At 68.8% G+C, this 13,998-nt stretch carries 13 protein-coding genes; 9 read left to right on the top strand and 4 right to left on the bottom strand.

Annotated elements, in window-relative coordinates; translation table 11 throughout:
- Positions 1–27 precede the first annotated feature (27 nt).
- The 4 genes from A5727_RS10725 (at position 28) to A5727_RS10710 (ending at position 3,994) form a co-directional block, all read left to right on the top strand.
- Positions 28–1,227 (top strand): argininosuccinate synthase, encoded by a 1,200-nt coding sequence (locus A5727_RS10725; RefSeq protein WP_068248722.1) that lies wholly within the window; start codon positions 28–30, stop codon positions 1,225–1,227.
- A 79-nt stretch (positions 1,228–1,306) separates the two neighbouring features.
- Positions 1,307–2,719: an argininosuccinate lyase gene (gene argH, locus A5727_RS10720; RefSeq protein WP_068248720.1), complete on the top strand. Its 1,413-nt coding sequence runs from the start codon at positions 1,307–1,309 to the stop codon at positions 2,717–2,719.
- Positions 2,720–2,755: 36 nt separating this feature from the next.
- Complete coding sequence (locus tag A5727_RS10715; RefSeq protein ID WP_082949734.1) at positions 2,756–3,112, top strand: HNH endonuclease; 357 nt, start codon at positions 2,756–2,758, stop codon at positions 3,110–3,112.
- A 9-nt stretch (positions 3,113–3,121) separates the two neighbouring features.
- Positions 3,122–3,994 (top strand): alpha/beta hydrolase, encoded by an 873-nt coding sequence (locus A5727_RS10710; RefSeq protein ID WP_068248716.1) that lies wholly within the window; start codon positions 3,122–3,124, stop codon positions 3,992–3,994.
- A gap of 7 nt (positions 3,995–4,001) precedes the next feature.
- Here the strand turns inward: A5727_RS10710 and A5727_RS10705 are convergent, their stop codons facing one another.
- Entirely contained in the window at positions 4,002–5,780 is a 1,779-nt protein-coding gene (locus tag A5727_RS10705) for an ABC-F family ATP-binding cassette domain-containing protein (protein WP_068248714.1), read from the bottom strand.
- A gap of 115 nt (positions 5,781–5,895) precedes the next feature.
- Here A5727_RS10705 and A5727_RS10700 point away from each other — a divergent pair, with 115 nt between their 5' ends.
- The 3 genes from A5727_RS10700 (at position 5,896) to A5727_RS10690 (ending at position 9,598) form a co-directional block, all read left to right on the top strand.
- The gene (locus A5727_RS10700; protein WP_068248712.1) at positions 5,896–8,877 is read left to right on the top strand and encodes an acyl-CoA synthetase; all 2,982 of its coding nucleotides are present in this window, start codon (positions 5,896–5,898) and stop codon (positions 8,875–8,877) included.
- A gap of 63 nt (positions 8,878–8,940) precedes the next feature.
- Entirely contained in the window at positions 8,941–9,399 is a 459-nt protein-coding gene (locus A5727_RS10695) for a hypothetical protein (protein ID WP_068248711.1), read from the top strand.
- A 1-nt stretch (position 9,400) separates the two neighbouring features.
- Positions 9,401–9,598 carry a Trm112 family protein gene (locus A5727_RS10690; RefSeq protein ID WP_068248708.1) on the top strand — a complete coding sequence of 66 codons (198 nt, stop codon included), beginning with the start codon at positions 9,401–9,403 and terminating at the stop codon, positions 9,596–9,598.
- Here the strand turns inward: A5727_RS10690 and A5727_RS10685 are convergent.
- The 3 genes from A5727_RS10685 to A5727_RS10675 are packed head-to-tail and all read right to left on the bottom strand — an operon-like array spanning position 9,595 to position 11,742.
- Complete coding sequence (locus tag A5727_RS10685) at positions 9,595–10,212, bottom strand: TetR/AcrR family transcriptional regulator (RefSeq protein WP_068248706.1); 618 nt, start codon at positions 10,210–10,212, stop codon at positions 9,595–9,597. The two genes, A5727_RS10690 and A5727_RS10685, sit on opposite strands and share 4 nt — an antisense overlap.
- A gap of 4 nt (positions 10,213–10,216) precedes the next feature.
- Positions 10,217–10,966 (bottom strand): ABC transporter permease, encoded by a 750-nt coding sequence (locus tag A5727_RS10680; protein WP_502687672.1) that lies wholly within the window; start codon positions 10,964–10,966, stop codon positions 10,217–10,219.
- Between the two features lie 2 nt (positions 10,967–10,968).
- Positions 10,969–11,742, bottom strand: a complete 774-nt coding sequence (locus A5727_RS10675) for an ABC transporter ATP-binding protein (RefSeq protein ID WP_068248703.1) — start codon at positions 11,740–11,742, stop codon at positions 10,969–10,971.
- Between the two features lie 53 nt (positions 11,743–11,795).
- Between A5727_RS10675 and A5727_RS10670 the strand changes: the two genes are divergently transcribed.
- Together A5727_RS10670 and tyrS are read left to right on the top strand one after the other, a co-directional pair.
- Entirely contained in the window at positions 11,796–12,404 is a 609-nt protein-coding gene (locus tag A5727_RS10670) for a DNA-3-methyladenine glycosylase (RefSeq protein ID WP_068248805.1), read from the top strand.
- Between the two features lie 29 nt (positions 12,405–12,433).
- The gene (tyrS, locus tag A5727_RS10665; protein WP_068248701.1) at positions 12,434–13,705 is read left to right on the top strand and encodes a tyrosine--tRNA ligase; all 1,272 of its coding nucleotides are present in this window, start codon (positions 12,434–12,436) and stop codon (positions 13,703–13,705) included.
- Positions 13,706–13,998 lie beyond the last annotated feature (293 nt).

Genomic DNA, 13,998 nt, shown 5'->3' with positions numbered 1-13,998 from the left:
AACCGTAGAAATAAAGGAGATCAACCCATGTCCGAGCGTGTCATCCTCGCGTATTCCGGCGGTCTGGACACGTCCGTGGCGATCAGCTGGATCGGCAAGGAGACCGGCCGCGAAGTGGTGGCTGTGGCCATTGACCTCGGCCAGGGCGGTGAGGACATGGAGGTCGTGCGTCAGCGTGCGCTGGACTGCGGTGCGGTCGAGGCCGTGGTGGTCGATGCGCGCGACGAGTTCGCCAACGAGTACTGCCTGCCGACCATCCAGTCCAACGCCCTCTACATGGACCGTTACCCGCTGGTGTCGGCGATCAGCCGCCCGCTGATCGTCAAGCATCTGGTCGCCGCGGCCCGCGAGCACAACGGCGGCATCGTCGCGCACGGCTGCACCGGCAAGGGCAACGATCAGGTGCGCTTCGAGGTCGGCTTCGCCTCGCTGGCACCCGATCTGGAGGTGCTGGCCCCGGTCCGCGACTACGCCTGGACCCGGGAGAAGGCCATCGCGTTCGCCGAGGAGAACGCGATCCCGATCAACGTCACCAAGCGCTCGCCGTTCTCGATCGATCAGAACGTGTGGGGCCGCGCCGTCGAGACCGGCTTCCTCGAGCACCTGTGGAACGCGCCCACCAAGGACGTCTACGACTACACCGAGGACCCGACGATCAACTGGAGCACCCCCGACGAGGTGATCGTGGGCTTCGAGAAGGGTGTGCCGGTCTCGATCGACGGGCGTCCCGTCACGGTGCTCGAGGCCATCGTCGAGCTCAACCGGCGCGCCGGCGCGCAGGGGGTCGGCCGCCTCGACGTCGTCGAGGATCGCCTGGTCGGCATCAAGAGCCGCGAGATCTACGAGGCGCCCGGCGCGATGGTGCTCATCACCGCGCACACCGAACTCGAGCACGTCACCCTGGAGCGCGAGCTGGGCCGCTTCAAGCGCAACACCGACCAGAAGTGGGGCGAGCTGGTCTACGACGGCCTGTGGTTCTCTCCGCTCAAGCGGGCGCTGGAGAGCTTCGTCGCGCACACGCAGGAGCACGTGACCGGCGAGATCCGGCTGGTGCTGCACGGCGGCCACATCGCCGTCAACGGCCGTCGCAGCCCGACTTCGCTGTACGACTTCAACCTGGCCACCTATGACGAGGGTGACTCCTTCGACCAGTCGTCGGCCAAGGGCTTCGTGCATGTGCACGGGTTGAGCAGCAAGATCTCGGCCAAGCGCGACCTGGGCCTGTAGGCGCCCAAACGAACGTTTGGGCGCAGAAGTGCGAGTAGAAACAGCCAAAACGTCGATCTCGGCGCAAGAGGAGCAATGAGTGAGCACCAACGAGGGCGCGCTGTGGGGCGGCCGCTTCGCGGACGGTCCGTCCGCAGCGCTGGCCGCACTCAGCAAGTCGACGCATTTCGACTGGGCGCTGGCGCCGTATGACATCACCGCGTCCAAGGCGCACGCCAAGGTTCTGCACGCGGCCGGCCTGCTGACCGATGAGCAGCGCGACGGCCTGCTCGCGGGTCTCGACAGTCTGGGCCAAGACGTCGCCGACGGCAGCTTCGGGCCCATCCCGACCGACGAGGACGTGCACGGCGCGCTCGAGCGCGGCCTGATCGACCGGGTCGGGCCGGATCTCGGCGGCCGCCTGCGAGCCGGACGGTCCCGTAACGACCAGGTGGCCACGCTGTTCCGGATGTGGCTGCGCGACGCCGTGCGCCGCGTCGCCGACGGTGTCCTCGAGGTAGTCGGCGCGCTGGCCACCCAGGCCGCGGCGCACCCCACCGCGATCATGCCGGGCAAGACGCATCTGCAGTCGGCGCAGCCGATCCTGCTCGCGCATCATCTGCTCGCACATGCTCACCCGCTACTGCGTGATGTCGACCGCATCGCCGACTTCGACGATCGCACCGCGGTGTCGCCGTACGGATCCGGTGCGCTGGCCGGCTCCTCCCTGGGGTTGGACCCCGACGCGATCGCGGCAGACCTGGGCTTCGCGTCGGCGGCGGACAACTCCGTCGACGCCACCGCGGCAAGGGATTTCGCCGCCGAAGCCGCGTTCGTCTTCGCGCAGATCGGCGTGGACCTGTCCCGGCTGGCCGAGGACATCATTCTGTGGAGCTCCACCGAATTCGGCTACGTCACACTCCACGACTCGTGGTCGACCGGCAGCTCGATCATGCCGCAGAAGAAGAACCCCGACATCGCCGAGCTGGCGCGCGGCAAGTCGGGTCGGCTGATCGGCAACCTCACCGGCCTGCTGGCCACCCTCAAGGCGCAGCCGCTGGCCTACAACCGGGACCTGCAGGAGGACAAGGAGCCGCTGTTCGACTCCGTGGCCCAGCTTGAGCTGCTGCTGCCCGCGATGGCCGGTCTGGTGGGCACCCTGACCTTCGACGAGGCCCGGATGGCCGAGCTCGCCCCAGCCGGATACACGCTGGCCACCGACATCGCCGAATGGCTGGTGCGCCAGGGTGTTCCGTTCCGGGTCGCACACGAGGCGGCCGGCGCGGCCGTGAAGACGGCCGAAGCGCGCCTGATCGGACTCGACGAACTCACCGACGAGGAGTTCGCGGCCATCAACCCGGCGTTGACCCCGCAGGTGCGCGAGGTGCTCACGGTCGAGGGATCGGTGCGCTCCCGCAACTCGCGCGGCGGCACCGCACCGGTACAGGTGGCCCGGCAGCTCGGTGTCGTGCGCGCCGCGACGGAGGAACTGCGGATCCGGCTGAGTCGCTGACCCGGACACCGACGTTTCGGCCTTAGGCTTCTCCGCATGCCTCCCCGCAGTCGGGCCGCGGTCTACGCCCGACGCCGAAAACGCCGCATGGCCAAGGTCGAACACGACCTGACACCGCAGCAGTGGTCCGCGCTGAAGCAGGCGTGGGGCGGCTGCGCCTACTGCGGCGCCGCCGACGCGGACCTGCAGAAGGACTGCATGCTGGCGATCTCCCGGGGCGGGCGCTACACCCTCGACAACGTCGTGCCCGCGTGCGGCTCCTGCAACGCCAGCAAGTGCAACTCCGAGGTGACGGGCTGGCTGCGCCGGAAGAAGCTCGACGAGCGGGGATTCCTGGTGCGCCAGGCCGTGATTCTGCGGACGGTGTCCGCCGCGGAGTGCGACGACGCGTAGCGTGGCCGTATGGCCGAGGCGGTCACCTTCGATTCGGGCGGCGTGCGCTGCGTCGGCCATCTGCACCGCGCCGCGAACCGGCCCGGCCCCTGCGTGGTGCTGTGCCCCGGATTCGGTGGGACGCAGGACACCCCGGCGCTGGCCGCCGCGGCGCAGGCCTTCGCGGCGGCCGGCTATCACGCGCTGACGTTCGACTACCGCAGTTTCGGCCTCAGCGACGGCACACCCCGGCAGGTCGTCGACCTCGGTGCACAACGAGCCGACATCGCCGCGGCGGTGGCCTTCGCCCGCGAGCTCGACGACGTCGATCCGGCGTCAATCATCCTGTGGGGCACCTCACTTGGTGGTGCACACGTGATCTTCACGGCCGCGCAGGACCCCGGGATCGTCGCCGTCATCGCCCAGGTGCCGTTCAACGGCTTCCCGCGTCGCGTCGAAGGCCGGTCGGTCCTCGGGACACTGCGAATGCTGGCGGTCCTCGGTGACGACTGGCTTCGCGGCCGCCTGCACCTTCCGCCGCACCGCATCCCCCTGGTGGGTGCGACGGGGGAGTTGGCGGTCATGACCGGCGCCGACGCCCAGGACGTGATCGCCGGTATGGCGAGTCCGACCTGGCGCAATGAAGCCGCACCGCGGGCACTGCTGGACATGATGCGCTACCGGCCGGACACCGTCGCGTCCCATGTGGCGTGCCCGCTGCTGGTGTGTGTCGGCACCGACGACGTCGAGACGTCGCCGGAGAGTGTGAGCGTGCTGGCGCAACGCGCCCCGCATGGACAGCTGAGGCGCTACGACGCCACGCATTTCGACTTCTACCGCGAGGAACTGCGGGCAGTGGTCCTCGCCGAGCAGATCGCGTTCCTGGATCGAGTGCTGGACTGACCCTCGCCTACGCCTGCTCGAGCTGCTCGGACAACTCGATCCACCGCGACTCCAGCTCGGTGACCTGATCCTCGAGTTCGCGAAGTTCGGCGGTGAGCCTGCCGAGTCCGACGTGGTCGGACTGATCGTGGTCGGCCAACTGCTGATGCTTGGCCGCGATACGGTCCGACAGCTTGGCCAGCGACCGGTCGATCGAGGTGATCTCCTTCTCGACGGCGCGCTGCTGAGCTCCTGAAAGACCCTGCGCGGCAACAGGTGCGGGGCGTGCGGCCGGCGTCTCGGGCCGCCGTCCGGCAAGGGTCAGGTACTCGTCGACACCGCCGGGCAGATGCCGCAGGCGACCGTCGAGGATCGCGTACTGCTGATCCGTGACGCGCTCGAGCAGGTATCGGTCGTGCGAGACGACGATCAGCGTCCCGGGCCAGGAGTCCAGCAGGTCTTCAGTGGCGGTCAGCATGTCGGTGTCCACGTCGTTGGTGGGCTCGTCGAGCACCAGAACGTTCGGCTCGGACAGCAGCGTCAGCATCAGCTGCAGGCGGCGCCGCTGGCCGCCGGAGAGGTCGGACACCCGGGTCGACAGTTGGTCGCGCGCAAAGCCCAGCCGCTCCAGCAGCTGGGTGGGTGTCATCTCGCGCCCGTCCACCATGTAGCTGGTCTGCAGCCGCCCGACCACCTCGCGCACCAGGTCGCCCTCGACCTCGGCGAGAATCCCCGCCTGCTGGTCCAGCATCGCCAGCTGGACCGTCTTGCCCCGCTTGACGCGTCCGGAGTCCGGTGTGACGGTTCCGGCGATCAGGCCAAGCAGGGTGGACTTGCCCGCGCCGTTCGCGCCGACGATGCCGGTGCGTTCACCGGGCCCGATGCGCCACTCCACGTCCCGCAGAATCGGGCGCCCGTCGAATGACACCGACACGTCGAGCAGGTCGATGACGTCCTTGCCCAGCCGTGCCGTGGCGAGCTTGGCCAGTTCGACGTTGTTGCGCAGGGGCGGCACATCGGAGATCAGCGCGTTGGCGGCGTCGATGCGGAACTTGGGTTTGGAGGTGCGCGCGGGCGCCCCGCGGCGCAGCCAGGCGAGTTCCTTGCGCATCAGGTTCTGCCGTTTGGCCTCGGTGGCGGCGGCGATCCGGTCTCGTTCCACGCGCTGCAGCACATACGCCGCGTAGCCGCCGTCGAACGGTTCGACGATGCCGTCGTGCACCTCCCACGTCGTGGTCGCGACCTCGTCGAGGAACCAGCGATCGTGCGTGACGAGCAGGAGTCCGCCGGTGTTGCGTGCCCAGCGGTTCCGCAGGTTGGCGGCCAGCCACGTGATGCCCTCGACGTCGAGGTGGTTGGTCGGTTCGTCGAGCGCGATGACGTCCCAGTCATCGATCAGCAGGGCGGCGAGCTGGACCCGGCGGCGCTGCCCGCCCGACAGTGTCGAGACCGTGGCGGTCCAGTCGATGTCGGCGACCAGGCCCGCGGTGACGTCTCGCACGCGGGGGTTGCCGGCCCACTCGTGCTCGGGGGTGTCGCCGACGAGGACATGGCCGACGGTGTCGTCGTCGCCGAGGATGTCGGCCTGCGCCAAGGCGCCCACACGCAGCCCGGAACGGCGTGTCACACGGCCCCCATCGGGGGTCACCGCACCCGTGAGCATGCCCATCAGGCTGGATTTGCCGTCGCCGTTGCGGCCGACGATGCCGATCCGGTCGCCGTCGTCGATTCCCAGTGAGACGGAGTCGAAGACGACCTTGTTCGGGTACTGCAGGTGCAGGCCTTCGGCGCCGAGTAGATGTGCCATCGCCGCCGACGTTAGCCGGTGGCACCCCATCGTCGCGATTCGCCGGCCCTGACAACGCGGTGTGCCAGAATGTGCAGGCCTGTCGGGGCATACGACCAAGTGCAGGGAGCAGCGGGTGGAATTGAATCTGTCGGCGGTGACCAAACCGGTTGAGCGCTTGATCGCGACCGCGCAGAACGGGCTGGAGGTGTTGCGGCTCGGCGGGCTCGAGACGGGCAGCCAGCCCTCGCCGTACCAGATCGTCGAGAGCGTCCCGATGTACAAGCTGCGCCGGTACTTCCCGCCGGACAGCCGGCCGGGCCGCAGCCACGTCGGCGAGCCCGTGCTGATGGTGCACCCCATGATGATGTCGGCGGACATGTGGGACGTCACCCGCGAGGACGGTGCGGTGGGCATCCTGCACGTCGCGGGTCTGGATCCGTGGGTCATCGACTTCGGCGAACCCGACAAGGTCGAGGGCGGTATGCGGCGCACGCTGGCCGACCATCTGGAGGCCCTCAACGAGGCCATCGACACCGTCAAGAAGGTCACCGGCAAGGACGTGCACGTCGCCGGCTACTCGCAGGGCGGCATGTTCTGCTACCAGACGGTGGCCTACCGGCGGTCCAAGGACATCGCCAGCATCATCGCGTTCGGTTCCCCCGTTGACACCCTCGCCGCGCTGCCCATGGGCATCCCGCCGAACCTCGGTGCGGTGGCCGCGGACTTCATGGCCGACCACGTCTTCAACCGACTCGACATCCAGGGCTGGATGGCGCGGACAGGTTTCCAGATGATGGACCCGCTCAAGACCGCCAAGGCCCGGCTGGACTTCCTGCGCCAACTGCACGACCGCGAGGCGCTTCTGCCGCGCGAACAGCAGCGCCGGTTCCTGGACTCCGAGGGCTGGATCGCATGGTCGGGACCGGCGATCTCCGAACTGCTCAAGCAGTTCATCGCGCACAACCGCATGATGACCGGCGGCTTCGCGATCAACGGACAACTCGTGACGCTGACCGACATCACCTGCCCGGTGCTGGCTTTCGTGGGCGAGGTCGACGACATCGGGCAGCCCGCCTCTGTGCGCGGTATCCGCAAGGCCGCACCCAACGCCGACGTCTACGAGACACTTCTGCGCGCAGGACATTTCGGCCTCGTGGTCGGATCGAAGGCGTCGGAGATCACCTGGCCGACGGTGGCCGACTGGGTGCTGTGGCACGCGGGTCAGGGCCCCCGGCCGTCCAACGTCAGCCCGATGGAGGACCAGCCCGCCGCCCGCAGCGAGACCGACAGTGGTGTCCCGCTGGCCGCCCGCGTCGCACACGGCGTGGGGGAGGCCTCCGAGGTTGCGCTGTCACTCGCGCGGGGCGCCGCCGGTGCAGTGGGTGCCGCCGGAAAGTCCATGCGCACGTTGGCCGTTGAGACCGCGCGCACCCTTCCCCGGCTGGCCCGACTGGGTCAGATCAACGACCACACGCGAATCTCGTTGGGACGCATCATCGCCGAGCAGGCGATGGGTGCGCCCGACGGTGAGTTCCTGCTGTTCGACGGCCGCGTGCACACCTACGAGGCCGTCGACCGCCGCATCAACAACGTGGTTCGCGGCCTGATCAACGTCGGTGTCCGGCAGGGCGACCACGTCGGTGTGCTGATGGAGACCCGGCCCAGCGCGCTGGTCGCGATCGCGGCGCTGTCCCGACTCGGTGCCGTCGCAGTGCTGATGCCGCCCGACGGTGACCTCGAGGAGGCCGCGCGCCTGGGCGGTGTGGCGGAGATCCTCACCGACCCGACGTACCTGGAGGCTGCCAGCAGGCTGTCGCTGCAGGTGCTCGTGCTCGGAGGCGGCGAGTCGCGGGATCTGCAGTTGGCCGAGGACGCCGACGTCATCGACATGGAGCAGATCGACCCGGACATGGTCGAACTGCCCGGTTGGTACCGGCCCAACCCCGGTCTGGCCCGTGACCACGCGTTCATCGCGTTCAGCACGTCGAGCGGCAAGCTCGTCGCCAAGCAGATCACCAACTTCAGGTGGGCACTGTCGGCGTTCGGCACGGCCTCGACCGCCTCGATCGGACGTGGCGACACCGTCTACTGCCTCACCCCGCTGCACCATCAGTCCGGACTGCTGGTCTCCCTGGGCGGTGCGGTGGTCGGCGGCGCCCGCATCGCGTTGTCGCGGGGCCTGCAACCCGACCGCTTCGTGCAGGATGTGCGGCGTTACGGCGTGACGGTGGTCTCCTACACATGGACCATGCTGCGCGAGGTGATCGACGATCCCGGCTTCGCGCTGCACGGCAACCATCCGGTGCGCGTGTTCATCGGTTCGGGTATGCCCACGGGTCTGTGGCAACGCGTGACCGAGGCGTTCGCGCCGGCCCGCGTGGTCGAGTTCTACGCCACCACGGACGGGCAGGCGGTGCTCGCGAACGTCTCGGGCGCCAAGGTGGGCAGCAAGGGCCGCCCGCTGCCGGGCGGCGGCCAGATCGAGTTGGCGGCCTACGACGCCGACGGCGACCTGATCCTCGAGGACGAGCAGGGCTTCGTGCAGGTGGCGGGCACCGACGAGGTCGGGGTTCTGCTGGCTCGGCCGCGCGGCCCGGTGGATCCGACGGCCTCGGTCAAACGCGGCGTCTTCGCGCCCGCCGACACCTGGGTGTCGACGGAGTCGCTGTTCCGTCGCGACGCCGACGGTGACTTCTGGCTGGTCGGCAGCCGCGGCAGCGTCATCCACACCGAACGAGGTGTGGTCTTCGCGGAACCCGTCACCGACGCCGTCGGTCTGATCGGAGCGGTCGATCTGGCCGTCACCTACGGGGCTTCGGTGGGCGACGGCGACACGCAGGTCGCGGTGACCGCGGTGACCCTGCGCCCCGGCGCCACGGTGACCAGCGCCGACCTCACCAATGCGCTCTCAGACCTGGCCGTGGGCCTTGCGCCGGACATCGTCCATGTCGTTGCGGATCTGCCGCTGTCGGTGACGTACCGGCCCGTCGTGGACGACCTGGTGGCGGCGGGTGTCCCGAAGGCTGGCCGGCAGGCCTGGTATCTCGACGCCGAGAGCGGAGAGTTCAAACGGTTGACCGCCGCGGTCCGCTCGCAGTTGGCCAGTGGGCAGTAACGAGATCGTGCCGGGCTCCGACAGCGCTGTTAGGCTCGCCACGACACCCTTCGGAGGAATCGCATGACTGAGAAGTTGACGTCACACCTGCGCCGCGCGGCGGTCGCCGGGGCGGCCGGCGTCGCAATGACGGTGAGCCTCGCGCTGGGGTCGCTCGGATTCGGCACCGCCACGGCGAACGCGGACGTCCTGGATGAACTCGCGCAGCAGTACAGCACGGGAGCCGGCGCCGGTCAGGTCGCCAACCTGTTGCGCACCTCGTTGCAGCTGCGCGCTCAGGGGTACAAGCCCAAGCCCGCGGACTATCAGGCCATCAAGGCTGCGATGGACCGCAACGCCAACCAGGCGCCGCTGATCGAGGCCCTGCAGGGTGCGGTCAACAATCAGCTCAAGCAGCAGCGGCAGATGGCCGGTGCCGGCGGTCAGTCGCCGATTCAGCTGGGTGTCACCTCCAACCCGAACTGGGCGCCGGGCAACCCCATGCAGCAGGACGATCCGATCTTCCCGATCCCGGGCCGCTGAGTTGTCGCTCGACGACCGACTGCTGCAGATCCTGGTCTGCCCCGAGGACCGCGGTCCGCTCGTGCACGCCGACGACGTGCTGTACAACCCCCGGCTGCGTCGGGCCTACCGCATCGAGGACGACATCCCCGTCCTGTTGATCGACGAGGCGCGCGATGTCGACGACGAGGAACATGCCCGGCTGGTGGCCGGCGCCTAATCCGTGACGGCGGCGATGTCGTCGGTGAGGTAGCGCTGCAGGGTCGGCGCGATGGTCTCAATGACCTCTTGGATCGGCACGCTGGCGAACGGCTGCAGCTCGAAGATGTAGCGCGCCATCACCACCCCCAGCATCTGGGTGGCGGCGAATTCCGCCCGCACGAGTCCCGATCCGGGCGGCTCGTCCACACGTGGCGCGATCTCCATGAGGACGATCTCGCGGAGAAACCCGGCGAAGATCGACTGCTGATCGCCGGCCAGCGCCGCGCGCAGGGTGGCCTTGAGGTGTGCGCCCAGGTCGGACTCCCACAACGGCAGGATCAGCGCGGGCACGGCGCGGCCGAGGTCCTCAACCGGGGTCGCGCGCAGCACTGTCAGCACCCGCTCCGGGTCGATCGGGATGTCGATGGCCGCGGCGATCAATTGAGCCTTCGTGCCGAAGTAGTGATGCACCAGGGCCGGATCGACTCCGGCCTCGGCCGCGATGGCGCGGACGGAGGTGGCGGTGGTGCCGTCGCGGGCGAACAGCTCCCGAGCACTGAGCAGGATCCGGTCGCGGGTGTTCGACGCACCTGCGGGGCGGCCACGGCGTCTGCGGCCGTCGACCTTCGTCACGTGATCACGCGGTCCGTCGCCGCAGGGTTGCGGCGGCCAGGATCATCGCCACCGCCGCGAACCCGATGACGATCGCCATGTCTCTGATCGCGGTGGCGGTCAGCGCGGGATGCCGGGCCACCTCCTGCAGCGCCTCCAGCGCATAGGTTGCGGGCAGCAGGTCGCTGACCCACTGCAGCCAACCGGGCAACGCGGCTCGCGGCACGATGATCCCGCACAGGAGCAGTTGCGGGACGATCACCAGCGGCATGAACTGCACTGCCTGGAACTCGGTGCGCGCGAATGCGCTGCACAGCAGGCCCAGGCCGACGCCCAGTGTGGCGTTGATGATGGCGATCAGGAACACCCAGGCGGGGCTGCCCGCGGTGGTCAGACCCAGCGCCCAGAACGCGACCAGGCAGGCGACGGTCGCCTGCGCCGCGGCCGCCAGCGAGAACGCCGTGCCGTATCCGCCGAGCAGGTCGAGGCGGCGCAGCGGCGTGGTCAGGATGCGTTCGAGGGTGCCCGACACGCGCTCGCGCTGCATCGAGATCGACGTGATGAGGAACATCACCACCAGCGGCAGCAGTCCCAACAGGATCAGGCACGCGTTGTTGAACGGCGAAAGGCCGCCCGGCGGGCCGGGTGCGTCCTGAAACATGAAGAACATCAACGTGATCACCGCGCCCGGGACGATCAGGATCATCGCGACACTGCGATGGTCGTTGCCGAGCTGGCGCAGAATCCGCGCTGTCGTGGCGATGTAGGGGCGCAGGGTCAGTCCGTCGCGTTCTGGCCCTCGGCGGTGCTGTGCCGAATGACCGACAGGAACGCCTGCTCCAACGAGTCGCATCGGGTCTCCTCTCGGAGTCGGGTGGGGGTGGTCTGGGTCAGCACGCGGCCCTGCCTCATGAGCAGCAGATCGGCGCAGTGGTCGGCTTCATCCATGACGTGGCTGGAGATCAGCAGGGTGGTGCCCCGGCGAGCGAGTGCATCGAACTGCTGCCACAACTCGACCCGCAGCACGGGGTCCAGACCCACGGTCGGTTCGTCGAGGATGAGCAGTTCGGGGTCGCCGACCAGCGCACAGGCCAGCGAGACGCGACTGCGCTGACCGCTCGACAGGTTGGCGCACCGCTCGTCGGCGTGACTGCGCAGGCCGACCGCGTCGATGACCTCGCCGGCGCGCGCCGCGGGGCGCCCGTACAGCGCCGCGAAGTACCTGACGTTGTCGAGAACCCGCAGGTCGGAATAGACGGTCGGATTCTGGGTGACGTAGCCGACTCGATGCCGCAGGGCTGACGACCCGGCGGGTTGTCCGAGCACGGTGACGGTGCCGGACGCGATGATCTGGGTGCCGACGATGCAGCGCATGAGCGTCGTCTTACCGCACCCGGACGGGCCGAGCAGACCTGTGACGGTCCCGGCGGCGATGTCGACGCAGACATCGGACAGCGCCGGCCGACGGCCCCGGATCACCGTGAGACGGTCTGTCGAGATTGCGGGCGCGGTGCCGGCCGGTGGGGATAATTCACCACGCGGTGAACCCATGTGAGGAATGCTTCGCCGCCGCGGGTCCGGGGTCAAGAGGCAGAATGTCGGCGGTGAGCGTCAAGGCCCTGGCCAGCGATCCGCAGACCGCCGCCCGACTGCTGCTCGGCGCGACCCTGTGGGGGCGCGATGCCGCGGCACTGATCGTCGAGGTGGAGGCCTACGGCGGTACGCCCGACGGCCCCTGGCCCGATCCCGCGGCGCACTCCTACCGCGGCCCCACCGTGCGCAACGACGTCATGTTCGGTCCCGCCGGACGCCTCTACACCTACCGCAGTCACGGCATCCACGTGTGCGCCAACGTTTCGTGCGGGCCCGACGGCACCGCCGCCGCGGTGCTTCTCAGGGCCGGCCTGATCACCGAAGGAGTCGAGGTCGCGCGGGCGCGTCGGGGAGCCGTCGCGGACCGGGCCCTGGGCCGCGGGCCCGGAAACCTGTGCTCCGCGCTGGGAATCCTGTTGTCCGACAACGGGATCGATCTTCTGGATCCGTCGAGTCCGGTCCGGCTCGAACTCGGCTCGACGCGGCAGGCGCTCGCCGGCCCCCGGGTCGGGGTGAGTTCGGCCGCCGACCGGCCGTGGCGGTACTGGCTGGCCGAACACCCCGAGGTCTCGGCGTACCGGCGCAGTCCGCGGGCGCCCGCGCATGGCCTCAGCGACTGACCGCGCGGCGAGTGCGGAAAGATCGAGGCATGGTCTCCATCCTCGACGAGTTGGACTGGCGCGGTCTGATCGCGCAGTCCACCGAGCGTGACACCCTTGCCCAACAGTTGGCCGCCGGGCCGGTCACGGTCTACTCCGGGTTCGATCCCACCGCGCCGAGCCTGCACGCCGGCCATCTGGTGCCGCTGTTGACGCTGCGTCGGTTCCAGCAGGCCGGACATCGGCCGATCGTGCTGGCCGGGGGCGCCACCGGCATGATCGGCGACCCGCGGGACAGTGGTGAACGGACCATGCAGACGGCTGACACCGTCGCCGATTGGGCCGACCGGATCCGCGGTCAGTTGGAGCGCTTCGTCGAGTTCGACGACTCACCGACCGGCGCCGTCGTCGAGAACAACCTGTCGTGGACGGGGGAGTTGTCGGCGATCGAGTTCCTGCGTGACATCGGTAAGCACTTCTCGGTCAACGTGATGCTCGACCGCGAGACCGTGCGGCGCCGCCTCGAGGGGGAGGGGATCTCCTACACCGAGTTCAGCTACATGCTGCTGCAGGCCAATGACTACGTGGAACTGCACCGCAGGCACGGCTGCGCACTTCAGGTCGGCGGCTCCGACCAGTGGGGCAACATCATCGCCGGGGTCCGGCTGGTGCGCCAGAAGCTGGGTGCCACGGTCCACGCGCTGACCACACCTCTGGTCACCGACTCCGAGGGCAAGAAGTTCGGCAAGTCCACCGGCGGCGGCAATCTGTGGCTCGACCCCGAGCTCACCAGCCCGTATGCCTGGTATCAGTACTTCATCAACACCGCGGACGCCGACGTGATCGGTTATCTGCGCTGGTTCACCTTCCTGACCGCCGACGAGATCGCCGAGCTCGAGACAGCGACCGCCGAACGCGCTCACGAACGCGCCGCGCAGCGCCGGCTCGCGCAGGAGTTGACGACGCTCGTGCACGGAGAGGCCGCCACCCGGTCGGTCGAACTGGCCAGCCAGGCGCTGTTCGGCCGCGGCGAACTGACGGAATTGGACGAGCCCACGCTCGCCGCCGCGCTCACCGAGGCCTCGGTGGCCGAACTGAGCCCGGGTGGGCCCGACGGAATTGTCGACCTCCTCGTGGCGACGGGGCTGTCCGCCAGTAAGGGCGCCGCACGCCGCACCATCGCCGAGGGCGGGGTGTCGGTGAACAACGTCCGGATCTCGAGCGAGGAATGGGTGCCCGCCAATTCGGACTTTCTCTTCGGGCGCTGGCTCGTGGTGCGCCGTGGGAAGCGGAATGTGGCCGGCGTGCAGCGGGTCGGCTGACGGGCGCTGGTGATCGGCAAGCTCCCGAAACCGCCATCTACCAGGCGATTTGACTCGGAGTTTCCAAGCACGTAACTTATTCCAGGTCAGAGCGACACGGCCGAGCCGGGAAGCGAAGACAAAGTCCGAGAGAGAAACCCATTAAGGTGGGGCTCCTCACTGCCCGCAGGAACGAGAGCGGCTTTTAGCCGCTGAATTTCTGCGCGGTGAGATCGGGTCTGTTGTTTGAGAACTCAATAGTGTGTTTGGTGGTTTTTGTTTGTTGTTTTTTGCCACATCTTGCACTCCCCGTG

The sequence above is a fragment of the Mycobacterium sp. ACS4331 genome, assembly GCF_001667265.1.
Lineage (GTDB): Bacteria > Actinomycetota > Actinomycetes > Mycobacteriales > Mycobacteriaceae > Mycobacterium.
The sequence above is the reverse complement of the archived record's forward strand: the minus strand, read 5'-3'. Positions and strand labels throughout refer to the sequence as shown.